The organism is Ruegeria profundi, assembly GCF_001507545.1.
GTDB classification, from domain to species: Bacteria; Pseudomonadota; Alphaproteobacteria; order Rhodobacterales; family Rhodobacteraceae; genus Ruegeria; species Ruegeria profundi.
The window spans coordinates 106,364-126,220 of record NZ_LQBP01000008.1 but is presented as its reverse complement, the minus strand read 5'-3'; the positions used below and the strand labels follow the sequence as shown (position 1 = coordinate 126,220).

The following is a 19,857-nucleotide window of genomic DNA, read 5'->3' as shown; positions in this document are numbered from 1 at the left end:
AAGGTGTGCAGTACTGATGCAAGATAGCAACGAGTTTCGTGAAAGAGCACTAGCAGAAAATTGGATGGCGCTGGGTGAGTGGCTCAATTCTCTTGTTCAAGAACCTAGTTCATATGGGTTCAAATTTGCTGAAGAAGCTCTTCAAGCCGTCGCGGACGCAAGAGGAACCAAAGCCAGCAGTCTGCGCAATCAAATGCGAGCTACGGACTGGTTACAGTCCAATCATCCTGAGATTTTGGATAAGAAACCACAGTGGCTTGGAATGATGCAGGTTCTGCTACTTTCAAGACTGGAGCAATATAGTTCCGAAAAGGCGAAGGAGATCTCCCCAAAGGTCTTTGCCGGTGAAGTCTCGCAATCGGAAATGGCGCGCATTCTTGAAAAGGTGCGTACCAGCAGGTCGGTTATGGGTCGTCCTCAAGCGCAAGCGAGGCTAACGGCCAAGCAGCGTGGACAATCATTCGAGAATGCCGCGAAGGCTTTCTTTAAAGAGAATGTCGATGACATTTTCAATCATCAGAATTTGATCGTTCAGGAAGGAAAAACGCTGGAGCCTCTGGGAACAGACCTGGTTGTTTATGATGGCTCTGAACTGCTCTGCGCAATTGAGATAAGGGGGCCGCGATCAAGAGTGGATCCTAGCTATATTATTGACCAACTGGCTCGCGCCGCTCTGGTGCTACGAAATGTTCCAGAAGTTCTCTACGTTGTTCCTCAGGATTCTGAATACAACCTTCAAGAGATGGACAACATTAGAGAGAAGTTGGAGATCGACGGGATAAAGTTCGCGGCTTTGCCAGAGAAGGAATGGTTCACTCTCGCGGACCTTGAGATTTTTGAAGAACGCTATCCGGAGTTTAGGTAGCAATTCTGTTCACCAAGAAGACTGCTGACGTGCGACCTCAGTAGGCCCAAGTTTCGTAAGCTAGCGGCAAAGACCTCAGCACATCTCTTCTATGACGCCAATCGGCCATCACTCTGTCCATATGAGCAACGAAGCGCTCGTTATGACACCGCTCAAGCAAATGAACTAACTCGTGCACCAAAATGTATTCGGCACACGTCCGGGGCTTCTTTGCGAGTTCAAGATTTAGCAAAATTCGACCCGTGGCTGTGTTGCAGCTCCCCCATCGTGTTTTCATCTTTTGAACTCGAATTTCTTTGGGCTCCACGCCTAAACGTGCCGCCCAATCATCTACGTGACCAGACACAAATCGCTTTAGGTGCGCACGGTAGAATTCAGCCATGGTACTGGACTTTGTCGCCAGATTGGATCCAGGCCGCACCGTCATCCTCAGCCGACCGTTGCCAGCAATCTGAACCGTTGGCTTGGCTTGCTCTTCCCTGACTTCCAGCAGGTATCTTTCGCCATCGAAATAGTGGCTTTCGCCATCCACAAACTGACGTTTGCTCTGACGTTGCTGTTGTTGAAAATCGGCTTGCTTATTCCTGATCCAACGCAGTTTCTGAATCACGGCCAGACGTGCATTGTCATCTGACAGTTTGCTGGGAGCCGTCAGTTTCACCAAGCCATCTGGCGGGCACACCGATAGGTGGATGTTCTTTACATCCTTTCGGATCAAATCAACGTCGATCCCGGAAACCGATAGCTTGGTCCTACTGATACTCATGTTGGTTCCGAACAATGTTCAGGATGTCATCAATGTCTATGGCATCTCCCACCGCGGCAAAGATGGCTCCGGCAACCTCGCGTTCTTTGATTGCGCTTCCGACCCAATTCGCCTTTTTTGTTGACTTGATCGCGGTATCAACTTTCGCAACCCAACTCTCGTCGACATCGAAGTTATCATACATTGCTTTCTTGGCCGTCGTATCGACTGAAGCAGGGTAGTCAGTTGGGTCAACGCCACCAGGGTTAACAACCTGGACAGAGAGCTCTTTGACTTTCTCCAAGTATTCCTTGTACTCGAGCGCCTGCTTCCGTCGTTCTTCAATAAGCGCTTCCAGAAGTTCAGACATTTTTTCATAATACTGAGGGTTCACTCGCTGCTCATCAATGATGACTTTGCGAATGTTGTTTTCGATTGCTTCGGCCATAGCTTCTTCCGAAGTCATCATAGCCATAGTGTGATCTTCAAGGGGTTCTGTACCCTTCTCGACGATCAGTTGGATCAGGCCCATTTCTTCAAAGTCAGCGAGCAGTTTGCTGTCCTCCGCCTGAATGTAGGTATCCAAGAGACGTCGCATGGCCGGTTCGTATAGTTTCATGTCCACAAAGTCACCACTGGCCAGTTTCACCTCGGCGCTCAGTTTGCTGTAATGTTCAACCTCGGTTTTCACCTCAGCTTCCTGCGCTGTCGTGTACCCCGCCGCCAACATCTCGTTTGCGAGATTGGCGTATGCTCTGACCAAGGACGCCGCTGCCTTGTACAGTGCAATCCGTTTGGGTTCGTTTTCGGCGATCTCGGTTTTGTTGGCCGCATCACCAATAAAATAGTCAAAGTATTGTTTCTGCCGACGTGGCTCCAGCACAGGCTCGCAAATCGCCTTGATTGTCTCCCGGGCTTCTTCAAGCCGCTCGGCTCCTTTTTCGAGCCGGTCACTCAGCAACCCGGCAACGTCTTCCTGATCGTAGTTATCAAATGCACCGCTAGTGTAATCGGAAATCGAGCTTTCCAAGCGGTGGAAGAGATCCTTGTAATCAACAACGTAACCGTATTCCTTGTCGTCTCCATCCAGCCGGTTCACGCGGCATATCGCCTGGAATAGGCCGTGGTCGCGCATCTCCTTGTCGATGTAGAGATACGTAGCAGAAGGGGCATCAAACCCAGTAAGGAGCTTATCGACCACGATCAGCAACCGCATCTGGCCAGGCTCGTTTACGAATTTCTTTTTGACGGCCTTTTCAAACTCCTCAACCCGGTTCATAGCCTCGTCTTCGGACTGCTCAAAATAGTCCGCAAGCATCCTGCGATAGATGTTGTACTGGTTCAGCTTTTCGGTCAGCCCCTCTCCAGTGCTTTCACCTTTGATATCCGCAGGAGACGGGTGGTAGCTGGTGACAATGGCGCATTTGCCAGCAAGGTCAGTTTGGCTGAAGATATCAAATACCTTGCAGGCTTGATAAATACTGGAACAAACCAGCATTGCGTTGCCGCGCCCATCCATAAGGCGAGGCTTTGTTTCCATGTCCATCAGGATGTCGTCAACGATCTGCTCTAACCGCCCTTGGCTGGACAGGACCTTTTGAAGCGTTCCCCATTTCAGTTTGAGCTGCGCTTTTGCAGAGTCACTCAGACCCTTTGTTTTGGCTTCGAACCACTTGTCGACCTTCTTTTGAGAAGTGACGTACTGGTCGATATCCCGGGCCTCATATCGGAGGTCTAGGACAACCTTATCTGCAACAGCCTCATCGAACTTATAGGTATGGATGAAGCCGCCAAACACCTCGATACTTTTCTTCTTGTCTGCCCGCAGCAGCGGCGTGCCGGTAAAGCCAACAAAGGTTGCATTCGGCAGGATCGCCTTCATAGCCTCATGAAGCTTGCCGGATTGGGTTCGGTGACATTCGTCTACGAAGACAAACATCTCCCCCTTGGCTTCGAAGTCTGAAGGTAAGCTCGCCTTCAGGTCCTCAATAAACTTTTCGGTTGCTTGCTCATCTTCGCCCTCGGATTGACGTCCGAATTTGTGAATCAAGGAGCACACCAACCATTCGACTGGGCTGTTCAGAACGCTGATCAACTCATCACCACTTTTGGTGCGAAAGATCTTTTCATCAACGCCTTGAAAGACGCCCTCGATCTGTTCATCCAGCTCGGTACGATCCGTAATCACCAGCACCCGGGCGTCGTCCACATGCTCACGGATCCATTTAGCAAGCCACACCATGGTCAGGCTTTTGCCTGACCCTTGAGTGTGCCAGATAATGCCGTTCATGTGACCGTGGATGTGGTCCTGAGCAGCAATCACCCCGTGATATTGGTTGTGCCGGCAGGTCTTCTTCACTCCTTTATCGAACACAATGAAGTCGTGGATTAGCTCCAGAAACCGCCGTTTCTCGCACATTAGGCTGAGGTGAAAATCAAGCGGGCTGTCGAACGGATTTTCGACGTCTTCCTTCCAGGCATAAAAGTGCTTTTCCGGCGTCTGGATCGTGCCGTAGCGCAGTCCTTCAGTGTCATTGCCGGCAAAGCAAAACTGCATCGTGGTAAAAAAGTTTCGGATGAACGCCTTGTCCTGGTTGTCTAGGTTTTGTCGAATGCCTTCGCTGACTGACACACTGGATCGTTTGAGCTCGATCACCCCTAGGGCGATGCCATTGACGTATAGAGCAATATCCGGCCGCTTTTTGTTTTCCCCTTCGACCGATACCTCCTCTGCAATGGCGAAATGGTTGTTTTCGGGGTTTTCCCAGTCGATTAGCCAGACGGTCTGGGTTAACTCATCCCCATCGTCTTTGACCTTCACTCCATAGCGCAGCAGGCCATAGACATCCTTATTGGCCTCATAGAGATGGCGGCCAGACCCAAGGGCCGTCGCAATTTCTAGTTGGTTGAACACCCGAGACCGAACCGAGGCGCTGTGCCCCTGCGCTGTCAGCCATCGACCAAGGATCTCGGACTCGATGTTCCGATTGTTCGGTCGGTCCTGCCAGTTGCCAAGGTATTCGTATTCCAAATAATTTTTAAAAAGCTTGACCACTCTGTTCTGAGTGGCCCGTTCAATCTGACCAATCTTATTCATACCAATCTCGTTCTGCCCGTCAGAAGCTCTTGCATCACGCCGTGTTTGAGGGCTTTGGTTTTTGAAAGCCGAACTTCTAGTGCTGAAATGTCTTGATCCATAGAGCTCAGAACCTCGGAGACTTCCTCCTGTTCGTCGTATTCTGGCGCCATGAAACTGAATTTGACGAAGTCTTTTTGATACAAATGGGTGATTGTCGAACCAGCCGAAATTTCGTCAATAAACTCATCGAATATTCTAGATGTCAGTACATGATAGAGGAACTTTGGACAAAAAGAGTTGTCAATCGGACGAATTACGAACACTCCACTATTTAGGGTTGCCGGCCCAACCAACTCTTCAACATATCCAGCTTTCCCTATTGTTCCATCTTTGGTGACAAGAACATCTTGTGCTCTGAGCTGTATTTTTCGGTCTTGAGAATAGCGCCACTCATCCACAAACCAGCAAGAAGACCAATCGACTGCACCGTTTGAAAAGTCCGTTCCTGTTACTAAGAAGTAGTCACCCGACTCCATATACTCTTTGGTTGTGAGAGCTTGCCAACCAATACGTGCCGACAGACGCGCATCTTTGCCAATCGAAATCTCCTTCCAATCGCGCACATATCCCGGCAGACGGGTTTTGCCGGTTAGTAGCTGTTGCATGGTGGCAATCTTGACCGCGCGCTTTTTTGCAATCAGCGCCTCAAGTCCAGCAATCAACCCATCCATATCCGAAAGCACCCCAGCGATGGCACTTTGTTCGGGCTTCGGAGGGAGGGCGAAGCTGAACTCTGATATTTCTTCCCTATTTATCTTGGGAATGCCGCTTCTTGCAGAGATTGTGCTTGCAAAGTTTGAAAACCTTTCCCCGAGCATGGCGTAAAAGCAAAACTTGGCATCAGCGGCGGTCGTAGCGGACAACGGGTACATGTCGGCACTGCACAAACCTGTGCAATCTGAGAAAATCAACTTGCGAAGATATGGACGTATTTTGGAGTAGACTATTTGGCCGGACTCAAAAACGTACTTTCCGCTTATTGCGCTTTGTTCAAACGCTGTTTTTCGTTCTAGCAATCGCCCCGTCGCTTCTTCAATATGATCCGGAGCAACTAGCAAAAATTCGCAAAATGGCGGCTTTCTTGGATCAACTTGACCGCTTGCGATGTTCAGAGTTTTATTGAAGGGAAGCACTTCCCAGTCCTCTGGAATCAAACCGGCGTCTGTCTGTTTGTGTCCCGCCTTCACCATGACAACCCCATCTTTTTCAGATGAGCCTCGACTTTGGCGCTGTATTGACCGACGGCCTCCTCCAGCTTCGGTAGGGTTTTCGCATAGCGTTCTTCCAAAACCCGGACGCGATTTGCCAAAGCCTGCGTAACCCTCTCGACTTCCTCCTCAACTTGGGACTCGACGGACGCGACCCACTTGTCGTCTACAACCAGTGTTTTGGCCTCCTGCTCCGATAACTGTGGGATCTTCTGAAATACTTTTAGGTTCAGAGCCGCAATCGCGTCTTTCTCAGCCTTCTTGGTTGTGGTCTCAGCGGTCTGCAATTTCAGCAGCTTCTTGAGTGCGTTTACTTCCTCTGGATCCGTGACCGCTTTGATCTGCCGCTTCACTTCGGCCTGCGCATACTTGCCGTTGTCCCCGTGGGCGGATTGGATCAGGCTGTCTTCGCCACTGTTTTCGTCGATGTAGCTTTCCAGCGCCTGGGCAGCCTCGTCCCTGGCCTGTGTCTTTGCTTCAAGGTCTGCCTTCTCATCCGCGAAATAGCGATCAACCACTAAAGCTGGTGGAATGAGATCGGACTTATGCTTGGTTTTGGCCTTGCCAGCGCCAAACTCAAAATCCGCCTCTTCCTTGTAGACATTCTTGCCATTCTTGTCCTTCACAGGCACCAGTTGGCGGACCTTGCTGGCTGCCTCCCAACCGTCCTGAACCAGCATGTAGACATCGTCTTGCATCACATCCCGCCAATAGGACATGAGGATCTGGTAGATGTCATATTTGTCCAGCAAATCAGCATCCGCGAAACTGCCGAGCAAGTCCTCGGAAATCGTGTGGATCAGTTCCTTTGGATGATCCCCGTTCGTTATCTTCTTGAGACGGTCAACATGCCGGGTTTTCCAAGCCTCGAAGCGTTCCATGGTCGCGGATTTGAAAGTTTCGAACTCCGGCTGGTCCAGAATGGTCTTTTTGATCTGTCGCGGCTCGACCAATGCTTTGGAATAATTAGGTCGGACCCCGTCTTCGAACAAAACCGAACGCAGGTTTGGGAACACATCCCAATACCGCGATAGGGCATCTATATCCGCGTTCGGAATACCGCCCTGCAAATGAGCGCTGAGATCATGGATGTCCTCTGGTTCGCTAGCGTCGATATACCTCGGAATGTTCAGGTTGAACTCGTTCTTGTCCGCAATCTCATCATATGGAACCAGCCGTGAATACCGGTCCACTTCGATCTGATTGTTGAAGGTATCCACGATCCGGTGGATGTCTTGCGACCGCAGTCGGTTCTTGTTGCCGTCTTTGATGAAGCCCTTGGAGGCGTCAATCATGAAGATCGGGTTGTTTGCCTTGGCCGCAGCCTTGTCGATCACGACGATGCAGGCTGGAATACCGGTTCCATAGAACAGGTTCGCCGGCAGACCAATGATCCCCTTGATGTACCCTTGGTGAATCAGATTCCTGCGGATGTCCGCCTCGACGTTTCCGCGGAAGAGAACACCGTGAGGCAGAATTACAGCGCCTTTGCCCGTACTCTTAAGCGACTTGATGACGTGCAGAAGGAAAGCATAGTCGCCGTTCTTCTCGGGAGGTTCACCGTACTCAAAGCGACTGAATTGATCTTCCCCCACCACAATGCCATTCGACCAGGATTTGAGAGAGAATGGCGGGTTGGCAACAGCATAGTCGAAGGTCTCAAGAGTTCCGTCTGCCTTCGTCCAGTGTGGAGCAGAAATCGTATCGTCCTGCCAGATCACACCCGTCGGACTATTGTGCAGCACCATGTTCATCTTGGCGAGCGCCGCAGTGGCCTGTTCCTTCTCCTGACCGAAAAGCGACAAGCCGTTGGGAGCCTCTGCGTTCACTTTTAGAAGCAGGGAGCCCGAACCACAGGTAGGGTCGTACGCCGTTTGGTCTTGTTTGGTCTCGGAATCAATGCCGATGACCTTGGAAAGAATTATAGAAACTTCAGAAGGTGTGTAGAACTGCCCTTTGCTTTTTCCCGACTCTGTCGCGAAATGGCGCATCAAATACTCATAGGCATCTCCCATGAGATCGTCGCCCTCGGCCTGGTTCCGCCCAAGGTCCAAGCCATCAAAGATCCGGACTAGCTTGGACAAAGTGTCCACCATAGCCTTCCCTTTGCCCAACCGGTCTTCGTTGTTGAAATCATTGTCAGCACTGCGGAGCCAGTCCATGTCATTAGCTTTCGCGAAAGCACCGACGATGGTGTTCAGGCGATCACCGATATCCGTCTTGCCATCTGCTGCAACCATGTCACCAAACGATCCGCCTTCAGGCACAACGATGGCGCCGTACTTCTGATTGGCGTATTTGTCGGAGACATACTTCATGAACAGAAGCGTCAGGATGTAATTTTTGTATTGGGACGCATCCATGCCGCCGCGAAGCTCATCGCAGCTTGCCCATAGAGATGCATAAAGATCGGTTTTCTTGACTGCCAACGGGTCACCTCAGGGTTCGATAGGTACAGCGCCCAATTGGCCGCAGTGATTTGTTGCCGCGATCAATGGGCCTATTGGAGATTTCAAATCAGAGGATGCCGCAGCCGCTAGGCATTCGCAATCGCCCAAAAGTTGAGTTCGCACACAAGAAACTAAGAATTTCAACTCTTGATTGCATCATAACCAGAACTTTGGGCAATTTAGTCGGAACTTTGGGTCAAAACAGGATTTTGGGCGATCCTACAACAGCTTAAAAGTCCAAATTCTCAACGCTCAGCGCATTTTGCTGGATGAATTCCCGGCGCGGTTCGACCACATCGCCCATCAGCTTGGTGAACAGGTCATCCGCCTCGACCATGTCATTCACGCGCACTTGCAATAGCGTGCGCGCGTCCGGGTCAAGCGTGGTTTCCCAAAGCTGGTCGGGATTCATCTCACCCAGCCCCTTGTAGCGTTGCAGTGACAGGCCTTTTTCGCCCTCTTCCAGAATGGCGCGTAGCAGATCCAGCGGACCGTGGATGACCTGAGACCGGTCGCGGCGCACCAGCGTTGCAGGGGTATTGTAGACCTCTTGCAAGCTTTGCGTGAAGCTGCCGGTTTTGCGCGCCTCACCCGAGCGCAGCATCGGGCCGTCCAGCGTACGAACCTCTTCAACGCCGCGGAGGATACGCGCCAGTCGGATACCGTGATCCTGAGTGATACGCCCTTGCCAGCCGCGCTCATATTCCAGCGCAATCAGATCCAGACGGGCGGCAACCTTATCGGCTACGCCCTGCAGGTCAGCATCCACCGCGCCCGGAACAAAGGCTCCTGCGACGGCGGCCTGTTCCAAAATGTGACGTGGATAATGGGTTGGGAACGCGTCCAGCACACGTTTCAGCTGACGTGCTTCGTCGACCACGCGGGTCAGGTCCTGCCCGATGATCTCTTCGCCCGAGCCCAGTTTCAGAACAGCACCTTCGACCCCTTGATTGATCAAGTAATCATCCAGCGCCGCTTGATCTTTCAGGTAAACCTCTGATTTACCGCGCGACACTTTGTAAAGCGGCGGCTGCGCAATATAGAGGTACCCGCCCTCAATCAGCTCCGGCATCTGCCGGTAGAAGAAGGTGAGCAGCAGCGTCCGGATATGCGCTCCGTCCACATCCGCATCGGTCATGATTACAATCTTGTGGTAGCGCAGTTTTTCGATGTTGAACTCATCGCGGCCGATGCCTGTGCCCAACGCCATCACGAGGTTGCCGATTTCCTGCGACGACAACATCCGGTCAAAGCGTGCGCGCTCGACATTCAGGATTTTCCCGCGCAGCGGCAAAACGGCCTGAGTCAGACGATCCCGCCCTGTCTGCGCCGAGCCACCGGCCGAGTCCCCCTCGACGAGAAAGACTTCGGTCTTGGACGGATCTTTTTCAGAGCAGTCTTTCAACTTACCCGCCAGATAGTTCACATCCATCGCCGTCTTGCGGCGAGTCAGTTCACGGGCCTTGCGTGCAGCCTCACGTGCCAGCGCGGCCTCGATGATCTTGCCGACAATGACCTTGGCCTCGTTGGGGTTTTCTTCGAACCATTCGGCCAGTTTTTCGTTCATCAATCCTTCGACCGCAGGGCGGACTTCGGACGAAACCAGTTTGTCCTTCGTTTGCGACGAAAACTTTGGGTCGGGCACTTTGACCGACAACACACAGGTCAGACCTTCGCGTGCATCGTCACCGGTGAAGCTGACCTTTTCCTTTTTCGCGATCCCGCTGGACTGCGCGTAGTTGTTGATCGTGCGGGTCAGCGCCCCACGGAAGCCAGCGACATGCGTGCCACCGTCACGCTGCGGGATGTTGTTGGTGAAGGGCAGAACCGTCTCATGATAGCTGTCGTTCCACCACATGGCGATCTCAACTCCGATATCGTCCCGCTCACCCTGGATATAGATTGGCTCGGGCATTGCGGCAGTTTTGGATCGATCGAGATACTTCACGAACTCCTTGACGCCGCCCTCATAGAACAGCTCGGTCTCCAGCCGTTCCGCCGGGCGTTCGTCGATCAAGATAATGCGGACGCCTGAATTCAGAAAGGCCAACTCGCGCAGGCGCTTTTCCAACGTCTCAAACGAATACTCAAGGTTCGAAAACGTGTTGGTCGAGGCCAAAAAGCGCACCTCGGTCCCGGTGCGGTCGCCGCATTCACCCACGACCTTCAGATGCTCTGCCGTTTCGCCACCTTCAAAACGCGCGACGTGTTCCTTGCCGTTCCGCCAGATGCGCAGCTCAAGCCAGTCGGACAGCGCGTTCACCACCGATACACCCACACCGTGCAAACCGCCCGATACCTTGTACGAGTTGCTGTCGAATTTTCCGCCCGCGTGCAATTGAGTCATGATGACCTCGGCGGCCGAGACCCCTTCTTCGGGGTGAGTATCAACTGGAATTCCGCGCCCGTTATCGCTGACCGAAACGCTGGAATCGGCATGAATTTTAACGGTCACATGGTCGGCGTGACCGGCCAGAGCCTCGTCAATTCCGTTGTCGACGACCTCGTACACCATGTGGTGCAGGCCCGACCCGTCATCGGTGTCGCCGATATACATACCGGGGCGCTTGCGGACCGCCTCTAAGCCTTTGAGAACTTTGATAGAATCTGCGCCGTATTCTTGTGGTGCCTGTGCGTCTTCGGACATGCCGTTAGTACCTATATTATTTTGGTAACTTATACGTTTTCTGGTGGGGATTGTCACGCGCTCCCCCAATATTTTGTGGTCTGGATTGGTGGTCCTTGCGGATCATAGCCGGTCGAGGTCATCCGCAATATCAACGGCGATTTCTGACGCGTTTACATCATCGCGCTCGGCAGACAACCTCAGGCCCAAAAGGTCGGATTGGTATCGGGCTGCAAGACGATCTGGGTCATGTTCCGGGCTGATTTCTCCGGCCGCTTGGGCGCTGCGAAACAGGTCCGCAAAACAAGACTTCATTTCGACCATGTGCGCGCGCGCCTGATTTGCCAGATCATGATTTCTGGCCTGTAACTCGGCATAGGTCTTGGACAGCATGCAGGCTTTGGTCGGCAGGCCTGACGCCTCAACCACCAAACGCGGCTGCGCTTTGAGCGCCCCCAACGGGCCAAGCTCCTGCGACAAGGCCATTATGTTCGCAACCCCATCCTGCGCGTAGCGTTTCAGAGCCAACGCATAAAGCGCATCCTTCGATCCAAAAGCGGCATAAATGCTACCTGGATTCAGCTTCAGCTCACGCTCCAGGTCTTTCAACGATGTACCCGCCCAGCCATGACGCCAGAAAATGTCACGGGCTTTGGCGATCAGCGCGTCTCGGTCATAGGTCGGTTTGCGAGGCATCGTCACTTACAATTCTTGAACGTTTGCTCAAATATATACTTGAGTGATCGCTCAAGAAACCCTATTTATGCGCCATACGCCAAAAAAAAGGAGTTCCGACATGGCTGATTTCCCCTCGCACGACCTCGAAACCGCCCCGGAAGGGTCCAAACCTTTGCTGGAAAAATCCCAAGCCGCTTTTGGCCGTCTTCCCGGCCTGCACAAAGTGATGGCCGAAAGCCCCCAGCATCTGGAAGGCTACCAGGTGCTGCATCACCTGTTCCTGCAAACGGATTTCGACAATGATGAGAAAACCGTCGTCTGGCAGACCATTAACGTGGAGAACGAATGCCACTACTGCGTGCCCGCGCACACGGGCATCGCCAAAATGATGAAGATCTCGGACGACATCACCGAAGCGCTGCGCAACGAAACCCCGCTGCCGAACGCCAAGCTCGAAGCATTGCGCACTTTCACGCTGCAGATGATGCACACACGCGGCAACCCCAGCGAAGAACAGCTGCAAGCATTCTTTGACGCAGGTTATTCGCACCGCGCCGTTCTGGACGTGGTTCTGGGTCTGGCGCAAAAAACCATGTCAAACTACGTGAACCACATGGCAAAGACGCCGGTTGACGAAGTCATGCGCGGCTTCCTGTGGGAACGTAAAGTCAACGAACCCGCCTAAGCGGTCACGACCGAGCCGTCTGTGCCTTCGGTCACAACCAGCGATTGGGCCCTGTCGCCCAATTCCGCGAACAGTTCAGGCCCGGTGCCCGTCATCCAGGCCTGAGCGCCCAGCGCGCAGATCTCATCATATAGCGCCGCGCGCCGCGCCGCATCCAGATGGGCAGCGACTTCGTCCAACAAAACGATCGGGGGCGACCCAACCATTCCGGCCAGTGCCCGCGCATTTGACAGGATCAGTGAAACAAGCAGCGCCTTTTGCTCTCCGGTCGAGCAATCCCTGGCGGGCACACCTTTGGCCGCAAACACCCCGTACAGGTCGGACCGATGTGGCCCGACCAACGTGCGACCCGCTGCCAAATCGCGAAATCTGCTTTCGTTCAGCGCCTCGCGCAAGTCCTCAGCGCTCTCTGGCATTGCACCTTCTGTCTGCACCAATTCCAGATCCGCCGAGGGGAATGCTGTCTCAGCCTGTTCCTGAGCCGTGCGCAGATGATCCAGCGCCGCCATACGGGCGGCGTGAATCCGGTGTCCTGTCTCGGCCATCTGGCCTTCCAGCGCCGCGTACCAATGGGCGTCGCGCACCTGCTCTTTCAGCAAACGGTTGCGTTCCCGCATGGCTTTTTCATACGTCAAAGACGCCTCGGCATGCGCGGGATCAAAACTCAACGCCATGCGATCCAGAAACCGCCGCCGCCCTTCGGCCCCTTCGATCCACAACCGATCCATTGAGGGGATAAGCCAGACGATTCGGGCCAGTTTCCCCAGATCGATCTGACTTGAAGCCTTGCCATCAATCCGAACCTGTCGGGCCGCTCCACCCTCGGACCAGGTTTCGACCTCGTAGCTCCGACCTTGCGCTTGCAGCAGCCCGGTCAATTTCCACCCCAGCGCTTCGGGCCTGCGGGTCATCTCAGCCGCGCTTGCCCGCCGCATGCCGCGACCGGGTGAAAACAGCGACACCGCTTCAAGAATATTCGTCTTTCCGGCTCCGTTCGGCCCATGAATCGCCACGGGGCGCCCATCCAGAGACAATCGCGCCAACTTGTGCGACCGGAAATGCGAGACCGTAAGTTCGGTCAGGGCCAAAGTCATGACCCCTCCCCTTCGTTAAGGACCACCCCGAGGGATCGATCAGACGCGCATCGGCATGACAACGTAGACCGCGCTTTGATCATTGCCTTCGCGCATCAGCGTTGGATCACCAGCCGAGTTGAACAGGAACACCGCGTTCTCGCGGTCAACCTGCGAAGCGATTTCAAGCAGGTATTTCGCGTTAAACCCGATTTCCAGCCGCTCATCACCATAAGCTACAGCCAGTTCTTCCTCGGCAGCACCGCTGTCGGGGGCGTTGACCGATAACACCAGTTTGTCTGCATCCAATTGCAGCTTTACGGCGCGGGACCGCTCGGACGAAACGGTCGCGACGCGATCCACCGCTTGGGCGAATTCGGCGGCATCCACCTCTAACTGACGCGTGTTCCCCTGTGGAATCACACGGGTATAGTCCGGGAACGTACCGTCGATCACTTTCGAGGTCAGGGTAATATCGGGCGTCGCAAACCGTACCTTGGTTTCGCTGACCGAAACGGCGATATCCATTTCATCATCGTCCAACAGCTTGCGCAGCTCACCCACTGTTTTTCGGGGCACGATCACACCGGGCATACCCGCCGCGCCATCAGGCAGATCGGCATCAATGCGGGCAAGCCGGTGGCCATCGGTGGCCACGCATCGCAGCACTTTGCCACCATCCGACCCGTCAGCCACATGCATGTAAACGCCATTCAGATAATACCGGGTCTCTTCGGTCGAGATGGCAAATTTCGATTTGTCGAACAGACGACGCAGCAAAGCTGCCGGTGCGGTAAAGTTAGACTGGTATTCCGAGGACGCCATCACCGGGAAATCTTCTTTCGGCAGCGTCGCCAGCGAGAAGTTTGATCGCCCCGCCTCAACCGTCAGACGCCCTGCGGCGCTGTCGGCTGTCAGGGTGACCAGCGCCCCATCGGGAAGTTTGCGCACAATTTCGTGCAGGGTTGTCGCGGCCACAGTTGTCGCACCGGCCTTTTCAACCTGCGCCGGGGCCTTGTCGACCACTTCGATATCCAAATCAGTGGCGCGGAACTGGACCTGGTCGCCTTCGGCTTCGATCAACACATTGGCAAGGATCGGAATGGTGTTGCGACGTTCCACAACGGATTGGGCCTGCGAAACGGCCTTGAGAAGGGTGCCGCGTTCGATGCTGATCTTCATACCCTCAATTCCTCTGACTTGCGTGCCGAAACAGGCGGGACTGGCACGTTAGCGGTTCCGCCCTGAGGCACAAGGATTTTTTACGGTTTTCTGGGTCGGAACATCCAAAGCGTCAAGAGGCGCGTTGCCCTGCGGGCACAGTTCCTTGGCAACCGTGGATAAAAGCGCACAAGAAAACACCCCGGGCACAAGGGTCCGGGGCGCTTCTCAAGCGGTTAGAAAAACCTCAGGCTTCCAGCGCGCGACGGAGCATTTCCACGTCTTCAGCGATCTGGCCATCGGTGACTTTCAGCTCTTCAATGCGTTTGACGCCGTGCATGACGGTTGTGTGATCGCGCCCGCCAAAGCGGCGACCGATCTCGGGCAGGGACCGGCTGGTCAACTGCTTGCACAAATACATCGCCACCTGTCGCGGGCGCGCATAAGACCGAAGGCGTTTCGGCCCGATAATATCGGACAGGCGAATGTTGTAGTAGTCCGACACTTTGCGCTGAATTTCTTCGACGGTGATCTTGCGCTCTGACGCGCGCAGCACATCCGCCAGACAATCCTGCGTCAACTCCATATCGATCTCGCGCCCCACCAGAGAGGCAAAAGCGAACAGCCGGGTCAGCGCGCCTTCCAGCACACGAACATTGGTCGAAATACGATGCGCAAGGAATTCCAACACACCATCGGCAATGGTCAGGTCGGGATAGGTGCTGCTGTATTGCTGCACCTTGTTTTGCAGAATGCCCAGACGCAGTTCGTAATCCGTAGGGTGAAGGTCAACGACAAGACCACATTGAAGGCGCGATTTTACACGTTCTTCCAGGTCCTTGATCTCACCCGGGGCGCGGTCAGCCGAGATGATGATCTGCTTGTTCTGATCCACCAACGCATTGAAGGTGTGAAAAAACTCTTCCTGGGTCGAATCCTTACCGGCGATGAATTGCACATCATCTACCATAAGCACGTCGACCGAACGGAACAGATGTTTGAAATCCATCATCCGACGTTCGCGCAGGGCCTGCACAAAACGGTACATGAACTGCTCTGCCGACAGGTAGAGGACATTCAACTCTGGGCGTTTGTTCTTCAATTCCCACGCGATGGCGTGCATCAGGTGCGTTTTACCAAGACCAACACCGCCATAAAGAACCAATGGGTTAAATGTAACGGGGCCGCCTTCTGAAACACGGCGCGCGGCAGCATGAGCAAGTTCGTTGGGTTTGCCGACCACGAAACTATCAAAGGTAAAACGGGCGTCCAGCGGCGCAGCCTGAAGCGATTCCAACGCATCCTGCGCAGGCTCGGCCTGCTGCGACAGAGGTTGGCTCTGCGGCGTTTTCCGGACGTCAGCAGAGTCGCCCTCGTGTTCGTTGGACGGTCGCACCGGTGAGTTAGCCGCCACACGAAATGCGAGGCGCTGAACCGATTCCCCCGCAGTGTTCATTTCATACAGAATCAAGTCCGCGAAATTCTGACTGACGTAATTGCCCATGAAGTTCGTCGGAACCGAGAATGTCGCAACGCCATCCTGAAGCTCCTGAAATTCAAGAGGTTCGATCCAGGTGGTATAGTTGTTTTTTCCGATCGCCTTGAGCAGCTTGCTACGCAGTTGTCCCCATTTCTCTTGTGTCATTACGCGCCTCACGCATCCCATTCTTTATTGGCCTGTCGGCCTTATTTCTCAATCCCGGTTGCCCGGTTCTTTTGCTTTCACTCGAAAAAGGGGTAGGGTTCACCAAACCACATAGATTTGGCGGGCCTGTCCTTCATATTCAGCAAGGCCTGATACACAGGCACCCAAAAAAACCGGGTCGCCCCCTGAACAGAGGTGCGCTTCGCAATCAATTTTGTCGACAGGGCTCAAGTCTTTGGAAATCCCAAGACCATTAGCAGATCGGCAAAACGATCTTCATCGTTTTCCGACAATTGTTTCACGACCATCCTGATGCCCGTCAGTATGATCAATGAAACAGCCTGTCCCCCCAAGCGAGTGAGTCGCTGTAACAGTGGTAACAACAGGTCGCGGTGTACGGCAACGAAACTCTGATATTGACTCGGATGTTTGGCCGAACGAATCTCTCGGCTTTATTAAGGCGCGACTTTCCGGCAACAGCAGCGAAAAGGCGCCACGTGAAGTGACGCCTTTAACAGGAGTATAGCCTTGTTTTGTTGACCCTAGGTCAACTCAACATATCAGCCGAGCGCTTTGACGCGGGCCGACAGGCGCGACATTTTCCGCGACGCAGTGTTCTTGTGGAAGACGCCCTTGGTGACGCCGCGCATCAGTTCAGGCTGGGCTGCGCGCAGGGCTGCGGTTGCGGCCTCTTTGTCGCCGGATGCGATCGCTTCTTCGACTTTGCGCAGGTAGGTGCGGATGCGCGACCGGCGCGCTTTGTTGATTGCAAAACGTTTCTCGTTCTGACGAGCGCGCTTTTTGGCCTGAGGTGAGTTTGCCATGTGTTTCTGACCTTCGTTCGGTACGGTTATCTAGGGTTGCGCGCCACGGAATATCCGCACCGGTTCAGAATCACGAGTGTGAGTCGGGCCAAGCGGGCCGCACGCGCATGTATGCGGCGCTAATTATCCAAGTTTTCAGATTTTGCCAAGCCGATTCTTCATTCGCGCATAGCGACCAAAAATTGGCGGATCGGGCCCGCCTTTCTTAATTCGTTGCGCGTTTACTTGTCGCGGAACTGTGCCGCGCGTTTTTCCAGGAACGCGGCCATGCCTTCTTTCTGATCTTCCGTGGCGAACATCGAATGGAAGACACGGCGTTCAAACAGCAGACCTTCGCTTAACGTCACTTCGTAGCTGCGGTTCACAGCCTCTTTCGCGGCCATTGCGCTTAGCTGTGATTTCTCCGCGATCTTCTGCGCGGCGCCGATAGCCTCTTCCATCAGCTTCTTTGCAGGAACGACACGGCTGACCAGTCCGGCGCGCTCGGCTTCCTCGGCATCCATGAAACGGCCGGTCAGGTTCATGTCCATCGATTTGGATTTGCCGACAAAACGCGTCAGGCGTTGCGATCCGCCCAGCCCGGCAATAACGCCCAGATTGATCTCGGGCTGTCCGAACTTGGCCGTATCGGCCGCGATGATAAAATCACACAGCATGGCCAGTTCACACCCGCCACCCAGGGCATACCCCGCCACTGCAGCAATAATCGGCTTTCGGATCGCCGACACACGGTCATTGGCGTCAGCAAACAAATTGATGTTGAAAACATCAACAAAGCTCATCTCGGACATCTCCTTGATGTCCGCTCCGGCGGCAAATGCCTTTTCCGAGCCGGTAATTACGATGCAGCGCACCTTGTCGTTCTTGTCGGCGTCTTCAAGCGCATCGCACAACTCAGCCAATAGCTGGGTGTTCAGCGCATTCAGCGCGTCCGGGCGGTTGAGCTTGATAAGGGCGACGTGGTCTTCGATTTCGACGATGATCGTCTCAAAAGCCATGAGATGTAAGCTTCCGGTTGTTCTGTTCAGATACAATTCCTTATCACGCGATTTCGCTGGATCAAGCTATCTTTGGCATTGCGCGCAATAGAAGGATGAGCGACCGGACTGGGTGATTCTTCTGATAACCGCACCGCAACCGTCGGTTCGGCACGGCTGGCCTTCGCGCCCGTAGACGTCAAAGCGGTGTTGAAAATATCCAAGCTCTCCATCAGCTTGACGGAAATCACGCAGGGATGAGCCCCCCGCCTCGATGGCGTCCTGCAAGACCTGACGGATGATCGGAACCAGCGATGCCACGCGGGCTGCAGAAATCTGACCAGCTTTGCGACGTGGCGACACACCGGCGCGATAAAGCGCTTCGCAAACGTAGATATTGCCTAATCCGGCAACGATTCCCTGATCCAGCAGCGCAGATTTGACCGGAGTGTTCTTTCCCTTGAACGACTCGATCAGGTGTTGTTCGTGAAAATCATTACCCAAGGGTTCCGGCCCCAGAACTGACAGCAGCTTGTGTTCGTCGGCGGTGACTGTCGGCAGTAAGTCCATCGCTCCGAACCGGCGCGGATCATTGAAGGTCACGCGGGCGCCATTGGCCATGTGAAACACGACGTGATCATGCTTTTGCGCCATCGGATGTTTCAAGGCAAACTGCCCAAGCGGGTCGCCAGATACCGTCATTCTTCCAGACATGCCCAAATGAATGAGCAAGGTTTCACCGCTGTTGAGATCCGCGAGAATGTACTTGGACCGCCGCCGCAAGCGGTCCACGCGCTGCCCGGTCAGCCGCTCGGCCATCCGGTGCGGGAAAGGCCAGCGCAGGTCGAGGCGATTCACATCCGCGCGTTCGATCACCACACCCTCCATTGCAGGGCTCAGGCCGCGTCTTACTGTCTCGACCTCGGGCAATTCGGGCATTAGATGGCTCCTAATTCAAAGGGCCGCATTGTGCCCGGTTCGTATGGCCCTATAACAGAGGCGAAATTCGATAAACGGCAAGGCAAATGTCCGACAACAGCGACAAGACCACTCATTTCGGGTTCGAAACCGTGCGCGAGGCTGAGAAAGCCGGGCGCGTACAGGGCGTGTTCAACTCGGTCGCCTCGAAATACGACGTGATGAATGATGTCATGTCGATGGGCATCCATCGCGTCTGGAAGGACGCGATGATGGATTGGTTGGCCCCGCGCCCCGGTCAGCGTCTGTTGGACGTCGCGGGCGGTACGGGCGACATCTCGTTCCGTTTTCTGAAACGCGCGGGCTATGGCCATGCAACAGTGCTGGACCTGACCGAACCGATGCTGATCGAAGGCCGACAGCGCGCCGAGGCGGATCAGATGGCCGACAGCCTGAACTGGGTGGTTGGCGATGCCATGGCGTTGCCGTTTGATGACAACAGCTTTGACGTCTACACGATCTCTTTCGGCATTCGGAATGTAACCCGCCCGCAAGAGGCACTGAACGAAGCGTTCCGTGTTCTTAAACCCGGTGGTCGCCTGATGGTGCTGGAATTCAGCCAGTTGCCGAATGACGGGCTGCAAAAGCTCTATGATCTTTACAGTTTCAACGTCATCCCCCGGATGGGCAAGCTGATCGCGAACGACTACGACAGTTATCAATATCTTGTTGAGTCGATCCGCAAGTTCCCGGATCAAGGGACGTTTCTGGATATGGTCCGCACCGCTGGTTTCGAAAACGCCAAATACCGCAACCTCAGCATGGGTATCGCCGCGCTGCATTCCGGTTGGAAGATCTGACGC

General features: G+C 54.2%; 15 protein-coding genes. 3 read left to right on the top strand and 12 right to left on the bottom strand.

Going from position 1 to position 19,857, the window contains the following annotated elements; all coding sequences use genetic code 11:
- The first annotated feature begins 16 nt into the window (after window positions 1-16).
- Complete coding sequence (locus AVO44_RS15570) at window positions 17-865, top strand: hypothetical protein (RefSeq protein ID WP_068338654.1); 849 nt, start codon at window positions 17-19, stop codon at window positions 863-865.
- A gap of 37 nt (window positions 866-902) precedes the next feature.
- On the opposite strand, the gene AVO44_RS15565 is transcribed toward AVO44_RS15570, so the two are convergent.
- From AVO44_RS15565 to AVO44_RS15540, 6 genes are all read right to left on the bottom strand, one after another.
- Window positions 903-1,631, bottom strand: a complete 729-nt coding sequence (locus AVO44_RS15565) for a M48 family metallopeptidase (protein WP_068338651.1) — start codon at window positions 1,629-1,631, stop codon at window positions 903-905.
- Window positions 1,618-4,707, bottom strand: coding sequence for a type I restriction endonuclease subunit R (locus AVO44_RS15560; RefSeq protein WP_068338645.1), 3,090 nt, complete (start codon window positions 4,705-4,707; stop codon window positions 1,618-1,620). Before AVO44_RS15560 ends, AVO44_RS15565 begins: the two co-directional genes overlap by 14 nt.
- Window positions 4,704-5,939, bottom strand: coding sequence for a restriction endonuclease subunit S (locus AVO44_RS15555; RefSeq protein WP_068338640.1), 1,236 nt, complete (start codon window positions 5,937-5,939; stop codon window positions 4,704-4,706). Before AVO44_RS15555 ends, AVO44_RS15560 begins: the two co-directional genes overlap by 4 nt.
- Window positions 5,933-8,386: a type I restriction-modification system subunit M gene (locus AVO44_RS15550; protein WP_068338637.1), complete on the bottom strand. Its 2,454-nt coding sequence runs from the start codon at window positions 8,384-8,386 to the stop codon at window positions 5,933-5,935. The genes AVO44_RS15555 and AVO44_RS15550 overlap by 7 nt, the downstream gene beginning before the upstream one ends.
- Before the next feature lie 250 nt (window positions 8,387-8,636).
- Window positions 8,637-11,054, bottom strand: coding sequence for a DNA topoisomerase (ATP-hydrolyzing) subunit B (gene gyrB, locus AVO44_RS15545; protein ID WP_068338634.1), 2,418 nt, complete (start codon window positions 11,052-11,054; stop codon window positions 8,637-8,639).
- Between the two features lie 102 nt (window positions 11,055-11,156).
- A complete protein-coding gene (locus AVO44_RS15540; protein ID WP_068338632.1) occupies window positions 11,157-11,729 on the bottom strand; it encodes a TetR/AcrR family transcriptional regulator in 573 nt (190 codons plus the stop codon).
- A 100-nt stretch (window positions 11,730-11,829) separates the two neighbouring features.
- On the opposite strand from AVO44_RS15540, the gene AVO44_RS15535 reads away from it, so the two are divergent.
- Window positions 11,830-12,396, top strand: coding sequence for a carboxymuconolactone decarboxylase family protein (locus AVO44_RS15535; RefSeq protein ID WP_068338629.1), 567 nt, complete (start codon window positions 11,830-11,832; stop codon window positions 12,394-12,396).
- Here the strand turns inward: AVO44_RS15535 and recF are convergent.
- The 6 genes from recF to mutM all read right to left on the bottom strand — a co-directional run bounded on the left by recF (window position 12,393) and on the right by mutM (window position 19,015).
- Window positions 12,393-13,490: a DNA replication/repair protein RecF gene (gene recF / locus AVO44_RS15530; protein WP_068338626.1), complete on the bottom strand. Its 1,098-nt coding sequence runs from the start codon at window positions 13,488-13,490 to the stop codon at window positions 12,393-12,395. The genes AVO44_RS15535 and recF overlap by 4 nt on opposite strands.
- A gap of 39 nt (window positions 13,491-13,529) precedes the next feature.
- Window positions 13,530-14,651 carry a DNA polymerase III subunit beta gene (gene dnaN, locus AVO44_RS15525; protein ID WP_068338623.1) on the bottom strand — a complete coding sequence of 374 codons (1,122 nt, stop codon included), beginning with the start codon at window positions 14,649-14,651 and terminating at the stop codon, window positions 13,530-13,532.
- 226 nt (window positions 14,652-14,877) lie between these two features.
- Window positions 14,878-16,275: a chromosomal replication initiator protein DnaA gene (gene dnaA, locus AVO44_RS15520; RefSeq protein WP_068338620.1), complete on the bottom strand. Its 1,398-nt coding sequence runs from the start codon at window positions 16,273-16,275 to the stop codon at window positions 14,878-14,880.
- A 560-nt stretch (window positions 16,276-16,835) separates the two neighbouring features.
- The gene (rpsT, locus tag AVO44_RS15515) at window positions 16,836-17,099 is read right to left on the bottom strand and encodes a 30S ribosomal protein S20 (RefSeq protein WP_068338617.1); all 264 of its coding nucleotides are present in this window, start codon (window positions 17,097-17,099) and stop codon (window positions 16,836-16,838) included.
- Between the two features lie 221 nt (window positions 17,100-17,320).
- Entirely contained in the window at window positions 17,321-18,097 is a 777-nt protein-coding gene (locus tag AVO44_RS15510) for an enoyl-CoA hydratase (protein WP_068338614.1), read from the bottom strand.
- Between the two features lie 66 nt (window positions 18,098-18,163).
- A complete protein-coding gene (mutM, locus tag AVO44_RS15505) occupies window positions 18,164-19,015 on the bottom strand; it encodes a bifunctional DNA-formamidopyrimidine glycosylase/DNA-(apurinic or apyrimidinic site) lyase (RefSeq protein WP_068338611.1) in 852 nt (283 codons plus the stop codon).
- Between the two features lie 86 nt (window positions 19,016-19,101).
- Here mutM and ubiE point away from each other — a divergent pair, with 86 nt between their 5' ends.
- Window positions 19,102-19,854, top strand: a complete 753-nt coding sequence (gene ubiE / locus AVO44_RS15500; protein WP_068338608.1) for a bifunctional demethylmenaquinone methyltransferase/2-methoxy-6-polyprenyl-1,4-benzoquinol methylase UbiE — start codon at window positions 19,102-19,104, stop codon at window positions 19,852-19,854.
- The last annotated feature ends 3 nt before the right edge of the window (window positions 19,855-19,857 follow it).

Bases quoted from the DNA above. Each gene is read 5' to 3' on its own strand.
- AVO44_RS15570 (WP_068338654.1), top strand. From the start codon at position 17: ATGCAAGATAGCAACGAGTTTCGTGAAAGAGCACTAGCAGAAAATTGG.
- AVO44_RS15565 (WP_068338651.1), bottom strand. From the start codon at position 1,631: ATGAGTATCAGTAGGACCAAGCTATCGGTTTCCGGGATCGACGTTGAT.
- AVO44_RS15560 (WP_068338645.1), bottom strand. From the start codon at position 4,707: ATGAATAAGATTGGTCAGATTGAACGGGCCACTCAGAACAGAGTGGTC.
- AVO44_RS15555 (WP_068338640.1), bottom strand. From the start codon at position 5,939: ATGGTGAAGGCGGGACACAAACAGACAGACGCCGGTTTGATTCCAGAG.
- gyrB (WP_068338634.1), bottom strand. From the start codon at position 11,054: ATGTCCGAAGACGCACAGGCACCACAAGAATACGGCGCAGATTCTATC.
- AVO44_RS15540 (WP_068338632.1), bottom strand. From the start codon at position 11,729: ATGCCTCGCAAACCGACCTATGACCGAGACGCGCTGATCGCCAAAGCC.
- AVO44_RS15535 (WP_068338629.1), top strand. From the start codon at position 11,830: ATGGCTGATTTCCCCTCGCACGACCTCGAAACCGCCCCGGAAGGGTCC.
- recF (WP_068338626.1), bottom strand. From the start codon at position 13,490: ATGACTTTGGCCCTGACCGAACTTACGGTCTCGCATTTCCGGTCGCAC.
- dnaN (WP_068338623.1), bottom strand. From the start codon at position 14,651: ATGAAGATCAGCATCGAACGCGGCACCCTTCTCAAGGCCGTTTCGCAG.
- dnaA (WP_068338620.1), bottom strand. From the start codon at position 16,275: ATGACACAAGAGAAATGGGGACAACTGCGTAGCAAGCTGCTCAAGGCG.
- rpsT (WP_068338617.1), bottom strand. From the start codon at position 17,099: ATGGCAAACTCACCTCAGGCCAAAAAGCGCGCTCGTCAGAACGAGAAA.
- AVO44_RS15510 (WP_068338614.1), bottom strand. From the start codon at position 18,097: ATGGCTTTTGAGACGATCATCGTCGAAATCGAAGACCACGTCGCCCTT.
- mutM (WP_068338611.1), bottom strand. From the start codon at position 19,015: ATGCCCGAATTGCCCGAGGTCGAGACAGTAAGACGCGGCCTGAGCCCT.
- ubiE (WP_068338608.1), top strand. From the start codon at position 19,102: ATGTCCGACAACAGCGACAAGACCACTCATTTCGGGTTCGAAACCGTG.